Annotated in this window: 24 protein-coding genes; 7 read left to right on the top strand and 17 right to left on the bottom strand. The window is 69.0% G+C overall.

All coding sequences use genetic code 11. From position 1 onward, the window contains the following. Positions 1–207: 207 nt before the first annotated feature. Together ACMGFH_RS05595 and ACMGFH_RS05590 are read left to right on the top strand one after the other, a co-directional pair. Positions 208–2,409, top strand: coding sequence for an AAA family ATPase (locus ACMGFH_RS05595; protein ID WP_415381833.1), 2,202 nt, complete (start codon positions 208–210; stop codon positions 2,407–2,409). A gap of 109 nt (positions 2,410–2,518) precedes the next feature. Next, positions 2,519–4,051: an aldehyde dehydrogenase family protein gene (locus tag ACMGFH_RS05590; RefSeq protein WP_415381832.1), complete on the top strand. Its 1,533-nt coding sequence runs from the start codon at positions 2,519–2,521 to the stop codon at positions 4,049–4,051. A 914-nt stretch (positions 4,052–4,965) separates the two neighbouring features. Here the strand turns inward: ACMGFH_RS05590 and ACMGFH_RS05585 are convergent. From ACMGFH_RS05585 to ACMGFH_RS05525, 13 genes are all read right to left on the bottom strand, one after another. Beyond that, complete coding sequence (locus ACMGFH_RS05585; RefSeq protein WP_415381831.1) at positions 4,966–6,120, bottom strand: DUF4349 domain-containing protein; 1,155 nt, start codon at positions 6,118–6,120, stop codon at positions 4,966–4,968. A gap of 59 nt (positions 6,121–6,179) precedes the next feature. Further along, entirely contained in the window at positions 6,180–6,989 is an 810-nt protein-coding gene (locus ACMGFH_RS05580; protein WP_415381830.1) for a nitrilase-related carbon-nitrogen hydrolase, read from the bottom strand. Further along, entirely contained in the window at positions 6,986–7,414 is a 429-nt protein-coding gene (locus ACMGFH_RS05575) for an SRPBCC family protein (protein WP_415381829.1), read from the bottom strand. The genes ACMGFH_RS05580 and ACMGFH_RS05575 overlap by 4 nt, the downstream gene beginning before the upstream one ends. Positions 7,415–7,449: 35 nt before the next feature. Next, entirely contained in the window at positions 7,450–7,674 is a 225-nt protein-coding gene (locus ACMGFH_RS05570) for a hypothetical protein (protein WP_274323849.1), read from the bottom strand. A 36-nt stretch (positions 7,675–7,710) separates the two neighbouring features. Beyond that, positions 7,711–7,908 (bottom strand): hypothetical protein, encoded by a 198-nt coding sequence (locus ACMGFH_RS05565; RefSeq protein ID WP_415381828.1) that lies wholly within the window; start codon positions 7,906–7,908, stop codon positions 7,711–7,713. 105 nt (positions 7,909–8,013) lie between these two features. Then, complete coding sequence (locus ACMGFH_RS05560; protein WP_415381827.1) at positions 8,014–9,066, bottom strand: PhoU domain-containing protein; 1,053 nt, start codon at positions 9,064–9,066, stop codon at positions 8,014–8,016. A 179-nt stretch (positions 9,067–9,245) separates the two neighbouring features. After that, positions 9,246–10,328, bottom strand: a complete 1,083-nt coding sequence (locus tag ACMGFH_RS05555; RefSeq protein ID WP_415381826.1) for an ATP-NAD kinase family protein — start codon at positions 10,326–10,328, stop codon at positions 9,246–9,248. Between the two features lie 243 nt (positions 10,329–10,571). After that, positions 10,572–11,264, bottom strand: a complete 693-nt coding sequence (locus tag ACMGFH_RS05550) for a competence/damage-inducible protein A (RefSeq protein WP_415381825.1) — start codon at positions 11,262–11,264, stop codon at positions 10,572–10,574. Between the two features lie 108 nt (positions 11,265–11,372). Then, complete coding sequence (locus tag ACMGFH_RS05545; protein ID WP_415381823.1) at positions 11,373–12,161, bottom strand: DUF5803 family protein; 789 nt, start codon at positions 12,159–12,161, stop codon at positions 11,373–11,375. After that, positions 12,158–12,844 (bottom strand): DUF2110 family protein, encoded by a 687-nt coding sequence (locus ACMGFH_RS05540; protein WP_415381822.1) that lies wholly within the window; start codon positions 12,842–12,844, stop codon positions 12,158–12,160. The genes ACMGFH_RS05545 and ACMGFH_RS05540 overlap by 4 nt, the downstream gene beginning before the upstream one ends. Beyond that, positions 12,844–13,374 carry a transcription factor gene (locus ACMGFH_RS05535; protein WP_415381821.1) on the bottom strand — a complete coding sequence of 177 codons (531 nt, stop codon included), beginning with the start codon at positions 13,372–13,374 and terminating at the stop codon, positions 12,844–12,846. Before ACMGFH_RS05535 ends, ACMGFH_RS05540 begins: the two co-directional genes overlap by 1 nt. A gap of 156 nt (positions 13,375–13,530) precedes the next feature. After that, positions 13,531–14,076: a tRNA (cytidine(56)-2'-O)-methyltransferase gene (locus tag ACMGFH_RS05530; RefSeq protein ID WP_415381819.1), complete on the bottom strand. Its 546-nt coding sequence runs from the start codon at positions 14,074–14,076 to the stop codon at positions 13,531–13,533. Positions 14,077–14,143: 67 nt separating this feature from the next. Further along, positions 14,144–14,809 (bottom strand): DsbA family protein, encoded by a 666-nt coding sequence (locus ACMGFH_RS05525; protein ID WP_415381817.1) that lies wholly within the window; start codon positions 14,807–14,809, stop codon positions 14,144–14,146. A 139-nt stretch (positions 14,810–14,948) separates the two neighbouring features. Between ACMGFH_RS05525 and ACMGFH_RS05520 the strand changes: the two genes are divergently transcribed. Next, complete coding sequence (locus ACMGFH_RS05520) at positions 14,949–15,872, top strand: NAD-dependent epimerase/dehydratase family protein (RefSeq protein WP_415381816.1); 924 nt, start codon at positions 14,949–14,951, stop codon at positions 15,870–15,872. Positions 15,873–15,914: 42 nt separating this feature from the next. On the opposite strand, the gene ACMGFH_RS05515 is transcribed toward ACMGFH_RS05520, so the two are convergent. Beyond that, positions 15,915–16,376, bottom strand: a complete 462-nt coding sequence (locus tag ACMGFH_RS05515) for a YbhB/YbcL family Raf kinase inhibitor-like protein (RefSeq protein ID WP_415381814.1) — start codon at positions 16,374–16,376, stop codon at positions 15,915–15,917. Positions 16,377–16,529: 153 nt separating this feature from the next. Between ACMGFH_RS05515 and ACMGFH_RS05510 the strand changes: the two genes are divergently transcribed. From ACMGFH_RS05510 to ACMGFH_RS05495, 4 genes are all read left to right on the top strand, one after another. After that, positions 16,530–17,285 carry a DUF2797 domain-containing protein gene (locus ACMGFH_RS05510; protein WP_415381813.1) on the top strand — a complete coding sequence of 252 codons (756 nt, stop codon included), beginning with the start codon at positions 16,530–16,532 and terminating at the stop codon, positions 17,283–17,285. 78 nt (positions 17,286–17,363) lie between these two features. Next, positions 17,364–18,383, top strand: a complete 1,020-nt coding sequence (locus ACMGFH_RS05505; RefSeq protein WP_415381812.1) for a PGF-CTERM sorting domain-containing protein — start codon at positions 17,364–17,366, stop codon at positions 18,381–18,383. Next, entirely contained in the window at positions 18,380–18,727 is a 348-nt protein-coding gene (locus ACMGFH_RS05500) for a hypothetical protein (protein WP_415381810.1), read from the top strand. Before ACMGFH_RS05505 ends, ACMGFH_RS05500 begins: the two co-directional genes overlap by 4 nt. A 40-nt stretch (positions 18,728–18,767) precedes the next feature. Then, on the top strand, positions 18,768–19,220 hold the full coding sequence (locus ACMGFH_RS05495) for a hypothetical protein (protein WP_415381808.1): 453 nt from the start codon (positions 18,768–18,770) through the stop codon (positions 19,218–19,220). A 9-nt stretch (positions 19,221–19,229) separates the two neighbouring features. On the opposite strand, the gene ACMGFH_RS05490 is transcribed toward ACMGFH_RS05495, so the two are convergent. The 3 genes from ACMGFH_RS05490 to ACMGFH_RS05480 form a co-directional block, all read right to left on the bottom strand. Then, complete coding sequence (locus ACMGFH_RS05490; RefSeq protein WP_415381806.1) at positions 19,230–19,706, bottom strand: phosphatase; 477 nt, start codon at positions 19,704–19,706, stop codon at positions 19,230–19,232. Between the two features lie 73 nt (positions 19,707–19,779). Further along, positions 19,780–20,124: a helix-turn-helix transcriptional regulator gene (locus tag ACMGFH_RS05485; protein ID WP_415381805.1), complete on the bottom strand. Its 345-nt coding sequence runs from the start codon at positions 20,122–20,124 to the stop codon at positions 19,780–19,782. A 26-nt stretch (positions 20,125–20,150) separates the two neighbouring features. Beyond that, positions 20,151–20,954, bottom strand: coding sequence for an NRDE family protein (locus tag ACMGFH_RS05480; RefSeq protein ID WP_415381804.1), 804 nt, complete (start codon positions 20,952–20,954; stop codon positions 20,151–20,153). Positions 20,955–20,975: the final 21 nt, after the last annotated feature.

The raw sequence follows: 20,975 nt of genomic DNA, 5'->3' as shown, positions 1-20,975 counted from the left end.
GAGTGCGATTCGCCGCCAGGCGAAGCGCTGAGGAACCCGCAGTCGTTCGCGGTGCTCACTCCTGCGGACACCGCATCGAGGCCGCAGGCCGAGATGCGGCCTTTTTGCCCCATCTTTTTGGCTCGGGGGTCGCAAGCATCGCGAGCGACCCCCGAGCCAAAAAGGTGGTTGAGGAAGCATAAAGAGCGTCGGCCCGATAGGGCGGATATGGGAAGCGGCGACGCCATCGAGGTCTCCGTTGAGGGCGCGAACAAGCGGGACGCCGGTCGCGGGATCGCGAGAGTCCCAGAGCGCGTCCGGTCGGAACTCGGGGTGCTGAGTGGCGACCCGCTCGTCATCCAGGGCGAGCGAGCGACGGTCGCGAAGGCCTGGCCCGAGAGCGGCGACGGCGCGTACATCCGCATCGACGCCGACACGCGCGCCAACGCGGGCGTGAACATCGGCGACACGGTCACCGTCGAACAGACCTCCGTCCGCGAGGCGGACAGCCTCACCGTCCGACTCGCGCAGACGGTCGGACTGGACGACAAACAGCAGGAGTCGGCCGTCCGACGGGCGCTGCTCGACCGGCCGCTCCGCGAGGGCGAGCAGGTCCACATCGACGGCGTCGGCGCGTTCGCCGTCTCGGGGACCGACCCCGCCGGTGCGGTGCGCGTCACCGACGAGACGGACATCACCGTACTGCCGCCGATCCAGGGCGGGACCGGGACCGGCGGAACGGACGCCAGCGCGGCGAGCGGGACGGGAAGCACCGGCGGAGCGGGCGGCGTCGGGACCGGCGGGACCGGCGGCTCCGCCGGTTCGGCCGACGGGTCGGGATCCGGATCGACGCCCGACGAGTCGGCCTCGCGGACGGGCGTCTCCTACGAGGATATCGGCGGCCTGGACGACGAACTCGATCAGGTCCGGGAGATGATCGAGCTCCCGCTGTCCGAGCCCGACCTGTTCACTCGCCTCGGGATCTCACCACCCCGCGGCGTGCTGTTGCACGGGCCTCCCGGCACGGGGAAGACGCTCATCGCCCGCGCCGTCGCCAACGAGGTCGACGCGTACTTCGACGTGATCTCCGGGCCGGAGGTCGTCTCGAAGTACAAGGGCGAGAGCGAGGAGCGCCTGCGCGAGGCGTTCGCCCGCGCCGAGGAAAACGCCCCCGCGATCGTCTTCATCGACGAAATCGACGCGATCGCGGGCGAGCGCGACGAGGACTCGGACATGGAGAACCGCGTCGTCGCGCAGTTGCTGACGCTGCTGGACGGGCTCGAGGAGCGCGGGCAGGTCATCGTCATCGGCGCGACCAACCGCGTCGACAGCATCGACCCCGCGCTCCGGCGTGGCGGGCGCTTCGATCGGGAGATCGAGATCGGCGTCCCCGACGAAACCGGCCGCCGCGAGATCCTGGACGTCCACACCCGTGGGATGCCGCTGGCCGACGACGTTGAACTGGAACGAGTCGCGTCCCGGACGCACGGGTTCGTCGGCGCCGACCTCCACACGCTGACAACGGAGGCGGCGATGCACGCGCTCCGGCGGACGCGGGACGACCCGCAGGTCACGCGTGAGGACTTCGAGGCGGCGATGCGGGCGGTCGAGCCATCGGCGATGCGCGAGTACGTCGCCGAGTCGCCGACGGTCACCTTCGACGACGTGGGTGGGCTGGCCGAGGCGAAGTCGACGCTCGAACAGGCCGTCGAGTGGCCGCTGGAGTACGGCCCGCTGTTCACGGCGACGAACACCGACCCGCCCTCGGGCGTGTTGCTCTACGGGCCGCCCGGCACGGGCAAGACGTTGCTGGCCCGCGCAGTCGCTGGCGAGAGTGGCGTCAACTTCATTCGCGTCGCCGGCCCCGAACTCATGGATCGGTACGTCGGCGAGAGCGAGAAGGCGGTCCGCGAGGTGTTCGACCGCGCCCGCCAGACCGCGCCGGCCATCGTGTTCTTCGACGAGATAGACGGCATCGCGGGCGGTCGGATGGACGGCAGCGAGGTGACTGAGCGAGTCGTGTCGCAGCTCCTCACCGAGCTCGACAGCGCAGCGGAGAACCCGAACATCGTCGTCCTCGCGGCGACGAACCGGCGGGACATGCTCGACGACGCGCTCCTGCGACCGGGCCGGCTCGAACAGCACGTCGAAGTGCCGAACCCGGACGAGCAGGGCCGGCGAGCGATCCTCGCCGTCCACACCGAGGGCAAGCCGCTCGGCGACGACGTGGACCTGGACGACCTCGCGACCGAGACCGAGGGACTCTCCGGCGCGCAAGTCGAGTCGCTGGTCCGCGCGGCGTCGATGCGGGCCATCAGCGAGGTCGCCGCTGGCGTCGACCCCGCGGAAGCCAACGAGCGAGCCGACGACGTCGTCATCGGGAAGGACGACTTCGAGTCGGCACTCGAACGGATCGACGCTGCGCAGTAGCGAACGGACGCGCCGGGTTCAGCCCGGCTGAAACCGCAAGGGGCCGGCCGGGTCGGACGCGCCCGACGGGTGCCTTTTTCACGTCGCCGGTGCAAGATTTACCGGAATCATGAGCGACCAGCCCGAGGAGCCCCACCGGCACTACGTCGACGGCGAGTGGACGGCGGGCGAGAGCGAGGAGACGTTCGTCAGTCAGAATCCGGCGACCGGTGAGACGCTGGGCGAGTTCTACCAGGGGACTCCCGCGGACGTCGAGCGGGCGGTATCGGCCGCCGAGGGCGCGTACGAGGAGTGGCGTGCGATGTCCTACATCGACAGGGCCGAAGTGCTCTGGGACGTCTACCACGAACTCCGCGACCGCACCGACGAACTCGGCGAAATCGTCACCAGGGAGTGCGGCAAGGAGATCAGCGAGGGCCGCGCCGACGTGGTGGAAGCCGCCCACATGGTCGAGTGGGCGGCCGGCAACGCTCGGCACCCTCACGGCGACGTGGTGCCCTCGGAGATCGCCGCGAAGGACGCCTACATGCGGCGCAAGCCCCGCGGCGTCGTCGGCTGCATCACGCCGTGGAACTTCCCGGTCGCCATCCCGTTCTGGCACATGGCCGTCGCGCTGGTCGAGGGCAACACCGTCGTCTGGAAGCCCGCCGAGCAGACGCCCTGGTGCGGCCAGATCGTCGCCGAGATGATGGTCGACGCGGGCGTCCCCGACGGCGTGTTCAACGTCGTCCAGGGCTTCGGCGACGCCGGCAACGCCATCGTCGAGGACGAGCGCGTTTCGACGATTCTGTTTACCGGCTCCGCCGAAGTGGGTCACAAGATCGACGAGAAGCTCGGCGGCGTGCCCGGCCGCGACGCCGCGCTGGAGATGGGCGGCAAGAACGGCATCGTGATCACCGCGAACGCCGACCTGGACATCGCGGTGCACTCGGCGGTGATGTCCTCGTTCAAGACGACCGGCCAGCGCTGCGTCTCCAGCGAGCGCCTCATCGTCCACACCGACGTCTACGACGAGTTCAAAGAGCGGTTCGTCGACCTCGCGGAGGACGTGGCCGTCGGCGACCCGCTCGACGAGGACACGTTCATGGGGCCGCTCATCGAGAACCCCCATCGGGTGAAGGTCGAGGAATACGCCGATCTCGCCCGCGAGGAGGGCGTGAACGTCCTCGTCGACCGGACGGATCTCGACGCCGACGAGATCCCCGACGGCCACGAGGACGGCCACTGGGTCGGGCCGTTCGTCTACGAGGCGGACCCCGACGCCGACCTGCGCTGTACCCACGAGGAGGTGTTCGGCCCGCACGTCGGGCTGCTGGAGTACGACGGCGACATCGAGCGCGCGGTCGAGATCCACAACGACACCCAGTACGGCCTCGCCGGCGCGGTCGTCTCCGAGGACTACCGCGAGATCAACTACTACCGCGACCACGCCGAAGTGGGACTGGCCTACGGGAACCTCCCCTGCATCGGCGCGGAGGTCCAGCTCCCCTTCGGCGGCGTGAAGAAGTCGGGCAAGGGCTCCCCGAGCGCCCGCGAGGTCATCGAAGCCGTCACCGAGCGGACTGCCTGGACGCTCAACAACTCGAAGGACATCCAGATGGCGCAGGGCCTTTCGGCCGACATCAAGACCGAAGAGGACTGAGAACGCTGTTTCGAGGAAGCGACATTGATTTTGGCGCGCGCTGTCGCGCGTCTCGTCACGCGACAGGAATCGTGCGAGGGATGAGGAGCGCACCGAGCGGAGCCTGCGGAGCGAGGAAGCACCGCAGTCGGTTGGGGAGGCGTGTGGCGCGGTGCGGTACTGTGCGGGCGGTCTTGCTGTCCCTGATGTCCGCGCGAACGAAGTGAGCGCGGGCTCAGGAGAGCGTGCTCTCCTGGCGTCGTGACGAGCGGAGCGAGTCACGGTTCGGAAGACGAACGGAGTGAGTCTTCCGGCGGACTGAAAGGGCGAGGCGCGCGTGGCGCGATTAGTGAGGGACCGAAGGTCCCTCATACCATGCGAACGGGCGGCTTCGCCGCCCGTGAGCAGACGCAGGGAGCGCCACGATTGGCGAACGGCGAGCGAAGCGAGCCGTGAGCACGGTCGGGCGGTCTGCGCGGGCCCTATCTGAGGGAGCGACAGCGACCGAGGATATCCCGCACAGACCGCCCGACCGGACCGAGGGCTTTCATCGCTTGTCGTCGTCTGCGATTCCGACTGCTAGCGAGCGGACCAAGGGCTTTCGACGCCTGCTGTCGTCTCCAGCGGGTCTGTCTGTCGAGCGGCAGTCACGAACCCGGATACAACCCCCAGACGAATAGACGGCACTACTCGAACGCGGAAAGCGAGAGGAGACGAGCCGTGGACGAGGAGGCGGGCCGCGGACGACCTGTCCGGACAGGTGCCGCGGCCGGTCGACGTGGCCTGGCCGAGCGCGGTTGTTGTGCCGGGTACGACGTGAAAAGCGTCTCGCCGGCAGGTGTCTGTAACGGGTCCACTGGTATAAACTTCGTGACTGAGGGACGGTGGCGTGCGGCGACGACGGACGAAAGCGACCGCATGTGACCGATCGTCGATTAGCTGTCGTCGACCTCGCCGCCGTCGGACTCGGAGTTCCCGTCCGAACCGTCGGTATCTGCGGAGTCGTCTGGTTCGTCTCCAGCCGAGTCTGACTCCGTCTGCTCCATCCCTGGACCAGATTCAGCGGGCGGCCGAACGTCACCGACGACGTCGCCGTCCCGTTCCGTGAATCTCGCAGAATCAGACCGACCCCCGACGACGGGGAGCCGCGAGGCGCCACCGAATCGGCGGCCGACCCGAACTGCGAGCAGCGCCGGGAGTCCGATGCCCAGGACCCAGGGGAGCGCGGCGACGCCGGCGATGAACGCGGTGCGGGCGAATCGGACGAGCCCGGCGACCGAACTGAGGAACACGGCGACGGGCGACTGCTCGTGGAACGGCGTGCGTTCGCCCGTCGGCGGTGACTCCGGTTCGGGTTCGGGCTCCCGGAGCTCGACTCTGAGCGTCGAGAAGGCGACCTGGTCCCGGAGCGAGCGCTTCTTGGCTTCGAGGCGTTCGATCTCGCCCTGGACCGAGGAGAGCCGCTCCTGGACGTGCAGCAGTTCCTCGGTCGTGTTCGCCGACTCGTACAGCGAGCGAAGTCGGTCGCGCTGGGCTCGGAGGTTCTCCAGCCGAGCGTTCAGGTCGACGAGCTGGTCGGTCACGTCCTTCGTGTTCGAATCGGCCGACAGCACGGTTCCCTGCCCGCGCGAGGACTCGAACATCGCGGTGAAGTTGGACGAGGGGACGCGCACCTCGACGTAGCCCGTCCGCCAGGTCTCGTTGTCGGTGCGGTGAAGCGTCGCCTCCGACGACGAGACGTACCCGCCGAGTTCGGCCGCCCGGGACTCGACCGCCGCCTCGGCCGCCGAGTAGTTCCCGACTTCGACCCGCACCGTTCCGGTCTTGATGAGCGCGCGATCGACGCTGGCGGCCGCGCCTCCGCCCTCGGCGTCGTCGGCGCTGAACTGTTCGTTCGCCGGCTCTTTGCTGCCGTCGCCGCCACCGCCGCTTGCCCCGTCGCCGCCGTCATCGCCGCCGCCGGCGCCCGCGTCGGCACCTCGGTCCGCCTGGAGGTCGGCGGCGCCATCGCCGCCGTCGTTCCCGCCCATTCCCGAACAGCCCGCCAGAACGACGAGCACGACGACGAGCAGCGCTGATTTCCGAACCATACCGGGTCGATCCGGCGGCGCATGTAAATGGATACCGTGGGATCAAAGACCCGCTTGAGCTATCGGCGGCGGTCGTCGAGCGCGGGGAAGTCGCTCCGGACTTCCTCGACGCGGTCGCGGTCCACGTCCGCGGTGAGGAGGGTCGACTCGTCGCCAGTGCTCGCGACCGTCGTCCCCCAGGGGTCGTAGACCCCCGAGCGACCCAGCAGCGTCGACTCGTCGAACGTCCCGACGCCGTTCACCGCGCCGACGTAACAGAGGTTCTCGACGGCGCGGGTCCGCGGGAACAGCCGCCAGTGCTCGACGCGGGGGTAGGGCCACGCGCTGGGCACGAGCACGAGCGTCGCGCCCGCGTCGGCGAGGTCGCGGTACAGCGAGGGGAATCGCAGGTCGTAACAGGTCGTCATCCCGACGACGTGGTCGTCGAACGCAACGGTCGGGAGCGACTCGCCGGGGACCAGCAGCTCCTGCTCCGCCGACCCGTAGCCGAAGAGGTGCTGTTTCCGGTAGACGGCCCGGCGCTCGCCGTCGCGGTCGAGGAACACGGAGGCGTTGGCGTACCCCTCCGGCGCGGGCGTCTCGACGCCGGCCTCGCGGGAGGCCGCAAGGTCCTCGACGATGCTGCCCGCGAGGACGCCGACGCCGTGCTCGCGGGCGCTCTCGGCGAGCGCCGAGACCGTCGGCCCGGTCACGCTCTCGGCGCGGCGTTCGTAGAGGTCGAACGCGAAGTAGCCGACGTTGAAGATCTCCGGGAGCGCGACCAGATCCGCACCGGCCGCGGCGGCGTCGGCGACCGCAGAACGGGCGCGCTCGACATTGTCTTCGACCGCTCCGCGCTCGATCCGGAGTTGCGCCAGCGCGAGTCTCACACTTCGACCTCGAGGTCCTCGACGAGCGCGGCTTCGAGGTTGTCGAGTTCGTCGTCGAGGTTCCGCTTGAAGAAGCGCTCGACGCCGGGCAGCGACCCGTCGACGACGAAGCGGTTGGTGAGTTCCGTCCCCGTCTCGGTCTCGGTGAGTTCGTGCTCGCCGACGACGTTCATCACCTTCGAGCGGCCGACGAAGCGGACGTACTCGGGGGCGCGACGCTCCTCGTCCTCGGTCTCGATGGCGATGGTCCTGTCGACCACGGGGATCGGGAGCCGGATGTGCCAGGTCGCGCTCCCGTCGTCGTGGACGGTGTAGTCGTCGACGACGCTGATCGCGCTGGCTCGTTTCCCGGGATCGGCGATGAACTCCCAGACTCGTTCGCGGTCGGCCGGTAACTCGAACGACCGCTCCACCCGGACAGTCATGGCCCCACTTCGGACCGCGTCACCTAAAAAGCCAGTTAACTGAGCGTGACACGCCAGGTAGTCGAGCGCGCGCGTCCCCACTTCTCGATCTCGACTTCGTCGGACTCCTCGTCGAGTTTCGGCAGGCGCGCACCGACCTGCTTGGAGGACAGACCGATGTGGTCCGCGATGTTCTTGGCTCTGAAATAACTCTGCCCGCGCGAGACGCTGTCGCGCAGGTAATCCAGAATCTCTCTATCCTCCTCGCCGAGTTCGCTCATGGCTCTCTGTAGGTCTCGAACGCCCTTAACAATTCCTTACGCGTTCCGATGACCGTACAGGTGAATGGCCGCGATGGAGAGCACGCCGCCGGCTATCGCCAGCGCGAAACTCCAGCCCGCGACGACCTGGTCGTGGTACGCCACCAGCATCCCTGCGGCGCCGACGACCGCGAGGACTGCGAACGCCAGTCCCAGCCCGATGCTCATGTCAGACCCAGCGGCTGCCTCAGTCATGCCCGAGTATTCCGTCACTCAGTACTTAATTCACCGGGATCCGGACGGACCGGAGAACGCCCGAGCCCGTCGGCGGTCGCGGACAGTCACGACGGCGGAACCGCCTCAGTCGCCGGTCGAGTCCGACTGGATCGTCGTGTGTTCGGACTCCTCGTTGAGCGCGAGGTTCGTGGCGATCTCCGCGTTGCGGACCGCGTACTGGGCGGTCTGTTGGAGGCTGACGAGCACCTCGCGGACCTGGAGGACGTCCTCGTTGGACATCTCGTCGAGGTCCGAGAGGATCTCCGCCTCACGGTCGCCGACCTGCGCGAACATCTCGCGGACCTCGACGGCGATGTCGTAGTCGCGCTCGACGGCCGCCTCGACGGCCCGCTCGGTGATCTCGTTGACCTGGTCGGTGAACTCCCGGATGCGCCGCATGGTCGCGGAGTCGACGTTCAGCGAGTGCCCGTCGGTCTCCAGGGCGATCTCGGCGATATCCTCGGCGTTGTCGGCGGTGAGTTCCAGGTTCTTCGCGATCGAGCGGTACCCGATGAGCGGGAAGCCGTCGTTCAGGCCGACGGCGCGCGCGAGGTTCGGGTTCTGGTAGGAGGTGAAGATAAGCCGCAGGAGCAGGACGAAGATCTTGTTCGCCTGTCGCTCGCGGTTCAGCGCTCGCTGGGCGAGGTCGGGGTTGCCGTGAGCGAGCGCCTTGACGGCCTCGTTCCGCATCGTCGAGCCCGTGCTCTCCAGGCGTTCGAGGAGGTTGTCGAGCGTGAAGTCCTCCGGATCGACCGAACAGCGGATGGCGATGCGCTCGGGCGTCTCCTCGACGACGCCGAGGCCCATCAGCTGCGTCTCGGCGTTGTAGACGGCGTTGATGTGCGAGCTCTCCAGGGTGCCGTTCTCGCCGGCGTCGACGTGGATGATGCGTCGACCGAGCACGTACTGCGAGAGGATGGCCCGCTCCAGGGCGTCGGCGTTCAGGTCCTCGGCGTGAATGATCGCTTCGGACTCCTCGCCCTGGACCGACTCCGGCATCACCGTGAGCGTCCCCTTGCCGCCCATCCGTAGCGACACCTCGTCGCCCTTCTCGACGTTGTGCTCTTTGGCCCACTTCGCAGGCAAGGTCATCGCCAGCGTCGACGGACCCAGCCGCTGGACTTTCCGTGTTTCCATACCCTTTCTTATCTACTCGTGACCTTAATTGTATCTATACACGGTATAATATTCGTCCGAATACTATTACTCTTCTTGGACACACGTCCAGAAACCTCCCGCTCTCCGGCTGAGGGAGTGGCACACCCGGTCGTAGAGGGGGTCCGATCGGCGCAGAACGCGGTCGAATATCGCTGCGGTTACTCGATCTTCACGAGTCGGCGCTCGTAGCGACCCACCCGGACGCGATGCCAGCCGCGGAGTTCGGCGTCCAGATCGGGGTCGCCCGTGTCGACGCGGAGGACGTCGAGACCGTCGAGTTTAGCGCGGGTGGCGACGATCTCGACGTCCGACCGACGGATCACGTCGGGAGCGATCTGCTGGTTTCCGCGCCCGAAGACGAACCCCTGGCCGCCGATGGGCGAGACGACGACCACGTTCCGGTCGCCCAGCGCCGCCTCGATCGCCGACGCGCCGCCGTCGCGGACGACCACCTCGCCGTCGCGATACACGTCGACGCCGAGCGGCGTCCCCTCGAAACCGAGGTTCGCCTTGATCGCTCCGACGGTCCCACCGGGGCCGAGGACGTACGTGACGCCGGGCTCGACCTCCTCGGCGACCCCCTCGGCGAGGGTCTCGACCGTCCCGCCGCCGGTCTGCTTGCTCGCCTGGCGCTCCTCGGCGACCGGCGTCTTCGCGATGGCTCGCAGCTCTGTGGACACCTCCTGGGCCCGGTAGGCGTCCTCGTCGACGTCGTTGACTTCGCCGGTCTCGACGTCGTCGAACGATGCGGCGACGATCCCGGCTTCCCTCGGACGCACCGCGAACACCGAGGAGTAGATCTTGACGCCCGCCGGCACGCCGAGGATCGGGATCTCGCTGTCGATCTCGTCGAGCGTCTCCGCCACGTCCACTGCCGTCCCGTCGCCGCCGACGAACAGGATCAGGTCCGCGTCGCGGTCGACGAACGCCCGGACGGCCGCACGCGTGTCAGCCGCCGTGGTCTCTCTCGTTCCCGTCCGCTCACCCTCCGGTTCGCCCACCACGACGGGATCGAATCCCGCCGCGCGAGCGGCGTCTTCGCCCATGGGACCGGCGAACACGAGCAACTCCACGCCGGAATCGGTCTCGGCGAGCGCGTCCAGCGCCGCCCGCGCCCGCTCGGGGGCGCGCGGCTCGGCGCCGCGCTCGCGTGCCTCGTCGACTTTCCCGTCGGTCCCCTTCAGCCCGACGCGCCCGCCCATGCCGGCGATCGGGTTGACGACGACGCCGATCCATCGCATTGCCCGTGATTGGGGAGGTGCGGTCAAAAGCGACCCGCATCGGCCGACACCGATTTCCGCAGGGAGTCCGGCGGAAAATCGGGCGGTTTTACATCGGACGGTCCGAAAGCACGGCCATGTTCATCCCACTGCAGGAAGGCGTGCAGGGCGGACTCGTCAATCTCGCCGGGTACGTGCTACTGTTCGGCGGACTGCTCCTGACCGCGATCTGGTGGAAGGTCCTCTACCGGTAGACCGACAGATTCACTCCGATTCGGGCGCGTCGACCCGCTCGCGCAGCCACGCCGCGGCGTCCTCGACGTCCCCCTTTTCGCCCTGAATCTTGACGCGGACGGAGTCGCCGGGGTAGCTCCCGACGGTTACGTCGAACCGCTGCCGCAGGTCTGCGATGCGGTCCAAGAGGGCGCTCTCGGGTTCGTCCGCGACGACGGTCACGACGTGTTTGATCTCTCCTGCGAAGTCGTCGGCGACCGTCTCGAACATGGCCTTCATCTCGGTGGGGACCCCCGGGAGGACGTAGACGTTCCCGATCTCACAGCCCGGCGCGACGCCCTCCGGGTTTTCGAGCAGTCGAGCGCCGCGCGGGATGTCCGCGGTCCCCTCGGCGAGGTCGGAGGCGACGTAGCCCCCCGCCGCTTCCAGCCAGTCCAGCACCTCCTGGCTCTCGACGACTTCGCGACCGAACGCGGCGGCCACGCCGTCCATGGTCAGGTCGTCGTGGGTCGGGCCGACGCCGCCCGTGACGATCACCGCGTCGTACTCGGCGCGGTACTCGTTGACGACGCGGGCGATGTCGGCGACGCGGTCGGGCAGCGTCGTGATCCGCTCGACGTCGACGCCGCGCTCGTGCAGTCGCTCTCCCAGCCAGGCGGCGTTGGTGTTCACGGTGTCGCCGACGAGCAACTCGTCGCCGACCGTGACGATGGCAACGCGCATACCCGCCGTAGGAACCGTACCCGTAAAAGGTCGCCCGCTTCTGGCCGCCGACCGCCGCTGCCGTCGGCACGACGGGGGTCAGTGTGTCCGCACCCAGCGCGGCCGCGGTCAGCGCATCCCCGGCGGCGGGTCGTCGTCGTCGAACTCGTCGGTCTCCGTCTCCACGTCCAGCCCGATCTCTTCGCGCCTGCGTTCGAGAACGCGGATCTGCCGCAGGTAGTACAGCGCGCCGCCGATGCCGACGAGCGTCAGGACGCCCCCGATACCGCCGAACAGCAGCAGGTCCCGCGCGAGGTAGTACCTGACGAGTATCGGCCCGCGCTCGGCCGACTCCCACCGGACCGTCATCCGGTTCGTCTCCTCGTTCAGCGTCGTCGTGTAGTCACCCGGCGACACCTTCGAGAGGAGCGGGACGCCGACGCGCGCCTGCGGCGGCAGCGTCACATCGACCGAGTGCGGCGAGTCGAGGAACAGCGGCGTCGCGAACCGTTTGGCGTTCGGCCGTTCGGCCGTGAACGCCACCTGACCGCCCGCCTGCGGGAGCGTCACGTTGGCGCGTGACTGCCCGTGTTCCACTCCGAGATTCGACCGATTAGCCGGCGCGACGACTGTGCCGTTCGGGAACCGGAAGCGTAACGACGCGATCTGTAACGGCGCTTCGGTGCCGAGTTCGTCGCGCTGGTAGAGTTCGAGGTAGGACTGGTTCTCGACGGTGACGATGCCGGCGAACTGGCCCCTGGAGACGTTGTACGTCGTCGTCGCGTTCGTGTCCCAGTCGTAACTGGCGTTCCGGTTGAGTTCCGTCTCGTCCGGTCCGCCGCCGAAGGGGGAGCTGCAACCAGCCAGGACGACCAGCACGGCGAGCAGCGCGAGGGCGGGAACCAGCCGGCGCCTCATGGCACGACGCAGAGGAGTTCGGAGGGCATGTACTGCCCGATGCTCGCGAGGAGCCCTGGCGGATCGGTCTCCTCGCCGCAGACGATGCTCTGTTCGAGCAGGCCGAGGCGCTCCACGGTGACGATGTCCTGCGCGTGGCCCGCGCGGTTGACCGTCGCGCGCGCCTCCGCTCGCGTCGCCGAGTTGACGTTCACGCGACCGCTCCCGCGCGTCCACTCGTAGAGGCGGTCACGCTCGGCGTCGGCGAGCCGCGCCGGCTCGCCCTCGTCGGGGTCGGCCGCGACGAAGCGCATCGGGAGGTGCTGGACGAGGCCGAACCGCGTCCGGATCTGCTCGGGCGTCCCCTGGCCGAGCCCGATCTCGGCGGCTGGGATCCGCACCTCGTTGCCGAAGCCGACGTCCAGGACGAACCCGTCGTCGTCCCAGGAATCGAGCGTGCCGACGTACTCCTCGCCGGGCTCGAACTGGGGCGTCAGCTCGCCCCACTCCTCGGCGAGGACGTTGCGCGCGGCGGTCTCGTCGTCGCCCTCGACGGTGACCGTCGGGAACTCGTCGTCGCGCAGGCCGACCGTGAACGAGACGTCGAGGTCGCCGACGGCGTTGTCGACCAGCGAGCGTAGCGAATCCAGCGAGCGCTCGCGCGCGTCGCCCTCGACGTAGACCTTGGTGGCGAGTACGACCATCAGGCCTCGGTTCCGTGCTCGACGTTCAGTTCGTCCCGGAGCTCCTCGATGCGCCGCTCCATCGCGTCGGTCAGGCGAGTGTTCTCCATCGCCTCGACCGGGTTGCCGCACTCGGGGCACTCGAAGCCGAACTCCATGGCCTCGCCGAACTCGAAGCGGATGCCGCAGGTCTCACAGAGGTAGAACTCGTTGTCTTTCTCGTAGTCCTCGCGCTCTTCGAGGGCCTCCAGCAGCCGGTACATCTCCGATTCGAGCTGCTCGGGGATCTTCTCGTACTCGAAGGTCCAGAGGTACGTGAGCCACCCCGAGTCCTCGTCGCGCAGGCGGCGGTAACTCGCCAGGTCGTTCTCGTAGAGGATGAAGAGGGCGCGGCGCACGTCGTTGAGCTCCAGCCCCAGCTCCTCGGCGAGCTCCTCGTCGGTCACCTCGCCGTCCGGCGGCGCCGCCGCCACCGGCATCCCTTTCGGGCCGACCAGCTCGTGTAAGTACTTCTGAATAACGGGGTCCTCCAGAAGGTCGTCAAACGCCATTACGGTGTTCTCAGTGCGTGAGGCGTTTAAAAGCACCGGACCACGTGGCCGTCGGCAACTCCCCTTCGCTCACCGCCTCGCTCGGTCGGTCGAACCGAACTCGGCCGCCTCCAGACCGGCCGCCTCCAGACCGAACGCCCCGAAACGCGCCGCGTATCACTCGCCGCTCGTGTCCTCGACTTTCTTGCCGGTGTCCTTCGGGACGACCGTCCGGTCCGCGTCTTCCCACTCGCGGTCGAGTTCGCGCCCGTCGAACAGCCGGTCGAGCGTGACCGCGAGCGACGCCACCTCGGAGTGTGGCTGGCTCGTGACGGCGACGTTGTAGTCGGCCCGCTCGTACACGTCGAAGGGCACCTTCTCGGCGCCGACGACGAACAGGACGGGCGTGCGGTCGTCGAGCGCCTCCCGGAGGTCGCCCTCGACGTCCTGGACCGGCAGGCCGTACATCGTGAGGTGGACGACCAGGCCGTCCCAGTCGCGGATGACGGCCTTCGGCGAGTCGGTGACCTCCACGTCGAACGGGCCGCCGAAGCGGTCGGTGATGTCGCGGACGGTGTCCGCGGGTGAGGACGCCTCCGGGCCGAAGACGACGCGGTCGGCGCCGAGCGCCCGCGCGGTGAGGCCGACGTGGGTCGTCATCCGGTCGTCGCGTCCCGGCCGGTGACCCAGGCGCAAGACGGCGACTTCGGGTTCGTCGTTCATGCTCCGCGGCTACGCGAGCCCCGTTTAGGAGCCTTCCGAAGGAAATCCGACGCGTCCTCGCATCCGCTCACTCGCCGTCCGGTCGCGCGCTCTCGACCGCGGACCGGACCGTCCCCCAGTCGAACCCGTCGAGCATCTCTCCGTCGACGAACACCGTCGGCGTCCCGCGAACGTCCGCGTCGATCCCCTGCTGCTTGTCCTCCTGGATCACGGTTCGGTAGGTCCGGCCCTCGGCCGCCGACCGGACGCCGTCGCTGTCGACGCCCTCCTCGTCGGCCAGGTCGGCGTACGTCGCCGAACCGAGATCCGACTGGTTCTCGAACAGACTGTCGGCGAACGCGAAGAACGTCTCGTCGTCCGCCTCGTGCTGGACGGCCCGCGCGGCGTTCGCGGCGGTGTACGACATCGGTTCGTGCATGTCCAGCGGGAAGTCGTAGTGTTCCAGTCTGACGACGCCCTCCTCGACGTACTCGCTCACGACGTTCGGCTTGGTCTGTGCGTTGAACTGGCGACAGGCCGGACAGGCGAAGTCTTTGTAGACGCCGAGAGTCACCGGCGCATCCTCCGCTCCGAGCGTCGGTGCCGGGAGCGACACGTCCCGCGCCGTCGCCGTCCCGCCGCTGCTCGGTCTCGATACGAGGCCGCCACAGCCGGCCAGGCCCGCGGCGATCCCCGCCGCCGCGCTGGCGAGGAACCGTCGTCTGCTCCTCGTACGTCTCCCCGAATCCTGCATGTGTCCCCCTAATCGGCATCTCCTGTTACCGCTGTCGGTTACACGTTCGGGAGGCCGATCTCGCGGACCGCTCGCGAGCCGCGAGGGGGCGCCCCCGTTCGACCGGAACGCACATGTCGACGGTGGACGATGTCGGCGCATGGAACTCTCCGGCAAGCGACTGGTCGTGACCGGCGGGGCGGGCTTCGTCGGCTCGCACCTCTGTTCGCGGCTGGTCGACGACAACGAAGTCGTGGCGGTCGACGACTTCTCGAACGGCGAACGCGAGTGGCTCCCCGACGGCGTCGACGTCGTCGAGGGCGACCTGACCGACCCGGCGGTCGCCGCCGAGGCGATCACCGAGGACGTCGACGGCGTCTTCCACTTCGCCGCGAACAAGAACGCCGCCGCCGACGACGTCGACCAGTACCGCTTCAACAACCGCCTTACCGAGACGGTCATCGAACGCATGGACGAGGTGGGTGTCGACAACATCGCCTTCACCTCCTCCTCGACGGTCTACGGCGAGGCCCCGCGACCGACGCCCGAGGACTACGCGCCGCTCGAACCCATCAGCATCTACGGCGCGAGCAAACTCGGCGAGGAGAGCCTCCTGTCGGTGTACGCCCACAGCCACGACTTCACCGTCTGGGTGTACCGCTTCGCCAACATCGTCGGCCCGCGCCTGCAACTGGGCGCGGTGATCCCGGACTTCATCGACAAACTGGAAGATGACCCCACCTCACTCACCATCCTCGGCGACGGTCGCCAGGAGAAGTCCTACATGTACGTCGAGGAGTGCGTCGACGCGATGTGCCACGTCGTCGAGCACGCGAACGACGATTTCAACGTCTACAACCTCGGGACGCGGACGACCACCTCGGTGACGGCCATCGCCGACATCATCAGCGACGAGATGGGACTCGATCCGGAGTACGAGTTCACGGGCGGCGACCGCGGGTGGGTCGGCGACGTGCCGCGGATGCGCCTCTCCATCGAGAAGCTCTCGGCGCTCGGCTGGGAGCCCGACGACTCCAGCGACGACGCGGTCAGGCGGGCGACGCGGGAACTGCTCGCCGAGTGAGCGGCCGCTCCTCGCGGGTTTCGGCTCCGTGATCGAGAGGGATCAGGGCTCGTAGGTCCCTTCGAGCTGCGCCTTGTCGACGACGTTGCCCTCGGCGGCGTCGTAGGCGTCGTCTTTCGTGGCGTCCCGGGACAGATCGAGGGTGTCGTCCAGCGCGTACAGCAGGAATCGGTACGTGTGCTCGCGGTCCGGCGGGTTGGGCCCGCCCCAGCCCACTTCCCCGTAATCGTTCTCCCCGGCCGTGGCGCCGTCGCTCGCCGGGTCCCATCCCTCCGGGATCGACTCGGTGTCGCCGTCGACGTTCCAGACGACCCAGTGGTCCCAGATCTTCCCCGCGGGTTCGCGCGCGTCGGGGTCGTCGACGACGATCAGGAACGACTCCGTGCTCGACGGCGCGTTCGCGATCTCCAGCGGGGGATTGACGTTCTCCGCGGTGTACCCGTACTTCTCGGGGATCCGGGAGCCGTCCTCGAACGCCGGACTGGTGAGCTGTAGGTCCACCATGGTGTGCTCTATCGCGGACCGTGGAGCGCCCGACTCATAAAGCCGCCTCACCGTTCGGCTGGGTCACAGGAGCGAATCGGCCGACCGGGCGGGGATCGCAGGGGGGAGGCGGCGAGCGCCACGCCTATATCCGGGCACCGCCAACCCGCGGCCGTGCAAGTCGTGGGGTACGAGACGGGCGTCGACGGGCCGCCGGCGTTGCTGATCGCGCGCGACGGCGCCGTCACCGCCGAGTCGCTGGAGCCGGGGACCGAACTGTCCTACTCGCTGGGCGACCGTCACTGCGCCGGCGTGCTCGACGACGGCGCGCACACGCCCTGCTCCGCCGCCGACGCCCCCTACTGCGACAGACACGCCTCACGATGGCCCTGCGCTCGCTGCACCGGCGAGTGCTCGCTCCCGCTGGAGACCTGCCGCGAGGAACACGCCATCTACCTCGCGGCGTTCGCGCCCGAGACGTTCAAGGTCGGCGTCACGCGCTCCTGGCGACTCGACACCCGCCTCCGCGAGCAGGGCGCGGACCGCGCCGCCCACCTACGGACCGTCGCCGACGGCCGCGTCGCCCGGCAGATCGAGGCCGAGATCGCGACCGATATCGGCGACCGGGTCCGCGTCCCGACGAAGGTCAGCGGGCTCCACGAGTCCGTCGACGAGGCCGCCTGGGACGCTCTCCTGGCCAACTTCGACCCGATCGAGACGTTCGAGTTCGACTACGGCGTCGACCTCGCGGACCGGCCCGTGTCCGAGACGCTGGCTTCGGGGACTGTCAGGGGCGCGCAAGGTAGGGTGCTGTTACTCGACAACGGCGGCAGCACCTACGCCGTCGACATGCGCGACCTGGTCGGGTACGACCTCGAATCGGGAGAGAGCGACCGGAACCTGCAGTCGAGCCTCGGCGCGTTCGGGTGAGCGGGCCTCACCGGTCGCCGCTCTCCGCAACTGGTGTCGGACACAAAACATATACCAGCCCGGAGAGCGCTGGGGAACGTGAATCGAGAAGCGTGGCTCGGCGTCCTCGCCCTCCTGCTCGTCGCGGCCGCCGCCGGCCTCGTCGCGCTGGCCCCCGGCGCGCTCGCCGAGCAGACCGACGAGGACGTCCGGCCGAGCAGATTGTCCCTCCAGGAACCCCGGGTCGCCGCCGGCGAGATCGGCGGCGAGCGCGCCGAACTCTCGCTGGATCTGCGGATGGACCACTGGGGCGGCGACGCGCGGAACGTCACCGTCGAGGTGCAGGCCGTCGACACGGACACCGGCCTGGTCGCGACGACCGTACGCAAGAACCTGGGTACCATCAGCGGGAACCGCGAGGTGCGGACCCGGATGAACGTCACCGTCGAGCGCCAGGGCGGCTACCGCCTCGACGTCCGCGTCTACGAGGACGGCCGCCGGATCGAGACCGGGAGCACGCGGGTCAGCGGGGTCGACTCGCTGACGCCCGACTACGCCGAGACCAGCGTCGGCTTCGAGCGGTTCGGCGACCGCGCGACGAGCCCTCCCGTCATCTCCGCGCAGGTGCTCGCCGAGCGGAACAACCGGACGACGCTGCAGACCGCGACGGCGCTGACCAACCGCGGGAGCGAACCCGCCGGCGGCCTCGAACTCGTCGTGACGGCCCGGCAGGTCGAGTCGAACGTCGTCGCCGACCGCGTGTCGGTCCGCGTCGGCGATATCGGCCCCGGTCGGACGGTCAACGAGACGGCCGATCTGGAGGTGCCCTCGAACTACAACTACTACCTCGACGGGTTCCTCTACCGGGACGGCGTCCTCGTGGACACGGTGACCGCCTCGGCGATGCTCGACCCGAGCCGGCCCGTTCCGGAGAACACCACCCGCGAGGAGGTCGACTTCCAGGCCGGCGACTTCGCGGGGACCCCCGAGCCGGAACCTGACCGGGGGGAGGAGACCCCGGAGCCGACCGAGAGCAGTGGCGGCCCAGGCTTCGGGGCGGTCGGCGCGCTCGCCGCGCTCGTCGCGCTCGCCGCGTTTGCGGCACGGAGGAACCAATGACTGACACCGACACCGACGACGCGAACGGAGGGCGAACCGACGCGACGACGGACGACCCGACGTCCGAGCCAGAGACGGCGGTCGGCCGCTCGACCGACGGCGGAGCGACGGCGACCTGCGAGCCCGAGAGCCGCAGCCTGGTGACCTACGTCGAGTGGGCGGCGTTCGCCATCCTCTGTCTGCTGGCGCTCGTGGCGACCTTCCGGTTCTACTTCGCCGTCTCGGAGGCGATCCGCGTGTGGTTCAGCCCGGACTTCGTGCCGGTGTTCCAGGCGGTGTTCAACCTGCTCGTGCTGGTCGCGTCGGCGCTGGGCATCTCGGTGCTGGTGCGTCGCATCGCCTGAGTACGACAACCCTTTTGGGACGCCGCGGCAAAGCGAGACTATGGCAGACGATCCTTCCGACGAGAGCGACGCGCCCGCGGAGGAGTCGACCGACGAGGCTCCCGAGGGCGGCGAGGACCAGAGCGACGGAGAATCGAAGTCCTTCCGCGAGCGCGTCGAGGAGATCCGCCAGCAGCGCGCCGAAGAGGGCGACGACGGCGGCGAGGGCAAGAGCCGCGAGGAGCGCATGGAAGAGATGATGGGCGGCGGCGGCCCGCCCGGCATGGGCGGCGGTGGCGGCGGCAACCCGTTCGCACAGATGATGGGCGGTATGATGGGCGGTGGCGGCCCCGGCGGCCCGCCCGGCATGGGCGGCGGTCCCGGTGGCCGCGGCCGAGAGGAGGAGTCGTCCGAAACCGACGAGGAACTCGTCCGCGAGGTCCGAAAGCTGCGCGACGAGGTCCACGACGCCCGGCGCGAACTCGGCCGCATCGCCGACGCGCTCGAAGACTGAACGCGTAGTTCAGTCGCTCTTCTCCGCCAGATAGACGACGGCCAGCTCGTGCAGCGCCGGATGCGGTTGGGCGGGTGGCCGCGCCGACTGGACCGCCGAGAGCGCGCCCCGGAGCGGCCGGTTTTCCGCGACCGCCAGCGCGACGGCCGCGAGCGCCGCACTCCGGGAGACCCCGTGGGAGCAGTGGATCAGCAGCGATCCCTCGCCGAGGAGGCGACAGGCCGCGTCTGCCGCCGCTTCGAACGCCGGCCAGTCGGCCTCGGGCCCGTCGACGAGCGGTCGGTGATGCGTCGTCGAGGGCTGCGGCTCGCGCGTCGCGGAGAGCACGGCGTCGAACGAGCGGTCACACCGGTCCGGGTCCGCCGCGTGGACGTTCCCCAGGAGGAGGTCGCGGTCGCCGATCCGCCGAACGATGGCGTCGTCGTGGCGGTGGCCGAACGGGCGGACGACGGCGCGTCCGTCCCGCCACCAGTCGGGGCCATGCATGGCTGTTGAGCGATGCGATCGAGCGCCGGTGCGAGCGACGGGTTCGGCGGCGAAGTAGCGCGGTTCGCGGGCGTTACTCGTCGTACGCGAGTTTCATCACGAACTGCGAGAAGGTGTCGCTGTGGGCGTTGACCTCGTCGTCGCCGACGAACGGCGAGAGCATGTCGCCGGCCATCAGCAGGGAGAACTCGAGGTCGCGGGCCGCGGGCTCCAGATAGTAGGTGTTGTGGCCGTTGTACACCGTCTCCTCGCGCTGGATGAGGTCCTGATCGGCCAGCGAGTCGGCGATCCGGCTGCCCTTGCGGGACCCGACGTCCAGTTCCTTCCAGAAGTCGCTCTGGTGGATGCCACCCGTCTCGCGGATGAGTTCCAGTCCCGCTCGCTCGTCCTCGTTGAGGTCGGCTTCGGCAGCGGCCATACCAGTAGGGTCCGTGTTTGGGCCGTTTAAATTTGGCTGTCGACTTCCCGGTAGGCCGTCTCACAGGGCGGGCCGTCGGCGTACCGGTACCGGGACCCCTCGCGACCGATCTCGACCAGTGAGGACGAGCGCGTCCCGAAGTGGTCCCGGTGAATGCAGACGCCGTACTCGTGGTCCGAGATCACGTCCGCGGCGCGGTCGAGCCACGCCGTACTGGTCTCTCCAGGTTCGACCTGCAGCGCCGTCGCCACCTTCCCGGCGTTCTCCGCCTGGGCTTCACCCGCTTCTGCGCGGGCCTCCGGGATCACGTAATCGCCGTCCGCGCCGACGTTCACGACGACGTGGACGCCGGGGTCGAAGTTCCGCACCCGGCGGCTGTCGCCGTCCCACTCGACGAACAGCGCCGCCTTCGCGTCGGCGAGGACGAGGTTGAAGCCGTCGTACCGGCGGTCGTCGAGTTCGCGCTCGACCAGCCGGGCGGCCTCCTCGGCCGAGGACTGTCGGAGCGCGTCGCGGACGAGCAGGCCGCGCGAGCGATCGGCTGCGCCCTCGCGGCTCGCGGGTCCTTCGTCCCCGCTCGCTCCTTTCGAGGCCTCGCTCCGCTCGGCCTCGCGGCCTGTCCAGCGGTTCGTGATCGCCACGAAGACGCCGTGCTCGTTGTAGCCGATCCAGGTACCGCCGGCCTCCTCGTCGCGCGGCGCGAGGACGCGCGGCGACTCGTCGATGATCTCGGGAGCCGTCGACGGTCTATCGTGCATCTCGTCGCGGTTGGCCGCCGCGACGACCGGGGCGTCGGTGAAGACCTGCCAGGCGAAGACGAGCGTGCACACGACTCCGCGTAGGCGCGGAAC

The sequence above is a fragment of the Halosimplex rarum genome, assembly GCF_047715405.1.
GTDB lineage: Archaea > Halobacteriota > Halobacteria > Halobacteriales > Haloarculaceae > Halosimplex > Halosimplex rarum.
The sequence above is the reverse complement of the archived record's forward strand: the minus strand, read 5'-3'. Positions and strand labels throughout refer to the sequence as shown.

Bases quoted from the DNA above. Each gene is read 5' to 3' on its own strand.
- ACMGFH_RS05485 (WP_415381805.1), bottom strand. From the start codon at position 20,124: ATGGCCGCTGCCGAAGCCGACCTCAACGAGGACGAGCGAGCGGGACTG.
- ACMGFH_RS05585 (WP_415381831.1), bottom strand. From the start codon at position 6,120: ATGGTTCGGAAATCAGCGCTGCTCGTCGTCGTGCTCGTCGTTCTGGCG.
- ACMGFH_RS05515 (WP_415381814.1), bottom strand. From the start codon at position 16,376: ATGGTGGACCTACAGCTCACCAGTCCGGCGTTCGAGGACGGCTCCCGG.
- ACMGFH_RS05530 (WP_415381819.1), bottom strand. From the start codon at position 14,076: ATGAACGACGAACCCGAAGTCGCCGTCTTGCGCCTGGGTCACCGGCCG.
- ACMGFH_RS05570 (WP_274323849.1), bottom strand. From the start codon at position 7,674: ATGAGCGAACTCGGCGAGGAGGATAGAGAGATTCTGGATTACCTGCGC.
- ACMGFH_RS05555 (WP_415381826.1), bottom strand. From the start codon at position 10,328: ATGCGATGGATCGGCGTCGTCGTCAACCCGATCGCCGGCATGGGCGGG.
- ACMGFH_RS05545 (WP_415381823.1), bottom strand. From the start codon at position 12,161: ATGAGGCGCCGGCTGGTTCCCGCCCTCGCGCTGCTCGCCGTGCTGGTC.
- ACMGFH_RS05590 (WP_415381832.1), top strand. From the start codon at position 2,519: ATGAGCGACCAGCCCGAGGAGCCCCACCGGCACTACGTCGACGGCGAG.
- ACMGFH_RS05495 (WP_415381808.1), top strand. From the start codon at position 18,768: ATGGCAGACGATCCTTCCGACGAGAGCGACGCGCCCGCGGAGGAGTCG.
- ACMGFH_RS05595 (WP_415381833.1), top strand. From the start codon at position 208: ATGGGAAGCGGCGACGCCATCGAGGTCTCCGTTGAGGGCGCGAACAAG.
- ACMGFH_RS05490 (WP_415381806.1), bottom strand. From the start codon at position 19,706: ATGCATGGCCCCGACTGGTGGCGGGACGGACGCGCCGTCGTCCGCCCG.
- ACMGFH_RS05565 (WP_415381828.1), bottom strand. From the start codon at position 7,908: ATGACTGAGGCAGCCGCTGGGTCTGACATGAGCATCGGGCTGGGACTG.
- ACMGFH_RS05520 (WP_415381816.1), top strand. From the start codon at position 14,949: ATGGAACTCTCCGGCAAGCGACTGGTCGTGACCGGCGGGGCGGGCTTC.
- ACMGFH_RS05540 (WP_415381822.1), bottom strand. From the start codon at position 12,844: ATGGTCGTACTCGCCACCAAGGTCTACGTCGAGGGCGACGCGCGCGAG.
- ACMGFH_RS05550 (WP_415381825.1), bottom strand. From the start codon at position 11,264: ATGCGCGTTGCCATCGTCACGGTCGGCGACGAGTTGCTCGTCGGCGAC.
- ACMGFH_RS05560 (WP_415381827.1), bottom strand. From the start codon at position 9,066: ATGGAAACACGGAAAGTCCAGCGGCTGGGTCCGTCGACGCTGGCGATG.
- ACMGFH_RS05500 (WP_415381810.1), top strand. From the start codon at position 18,380: ATGACTGACACCGACACCGACGACGCGAACGGAGGGCGAACCGACGCG.
- ACMGFH_RS05525 (WP_415381817.1), bottom strand. From the start codon at position 14,809: ATGCAGGATTCGGGGAGACGTACGAGGAGCAGACGACGGTTCCTCGCC.
- ACMGFH_RS05535 (WP_415381821.1), bottom strand. From the start codon at position 13,374: ATGGCGTTTGACGACCTTCTGGAGGACCCCGTTATTCAGAAGTACTTA.
- ACMGFH_RS05575 (WP_415381829.1), bottom strand. From the start codon at position 7,414: ATGACTGTCCGGGTGGAGCGGTCGTTCGAGTTACCGGCCGACCGCGAA.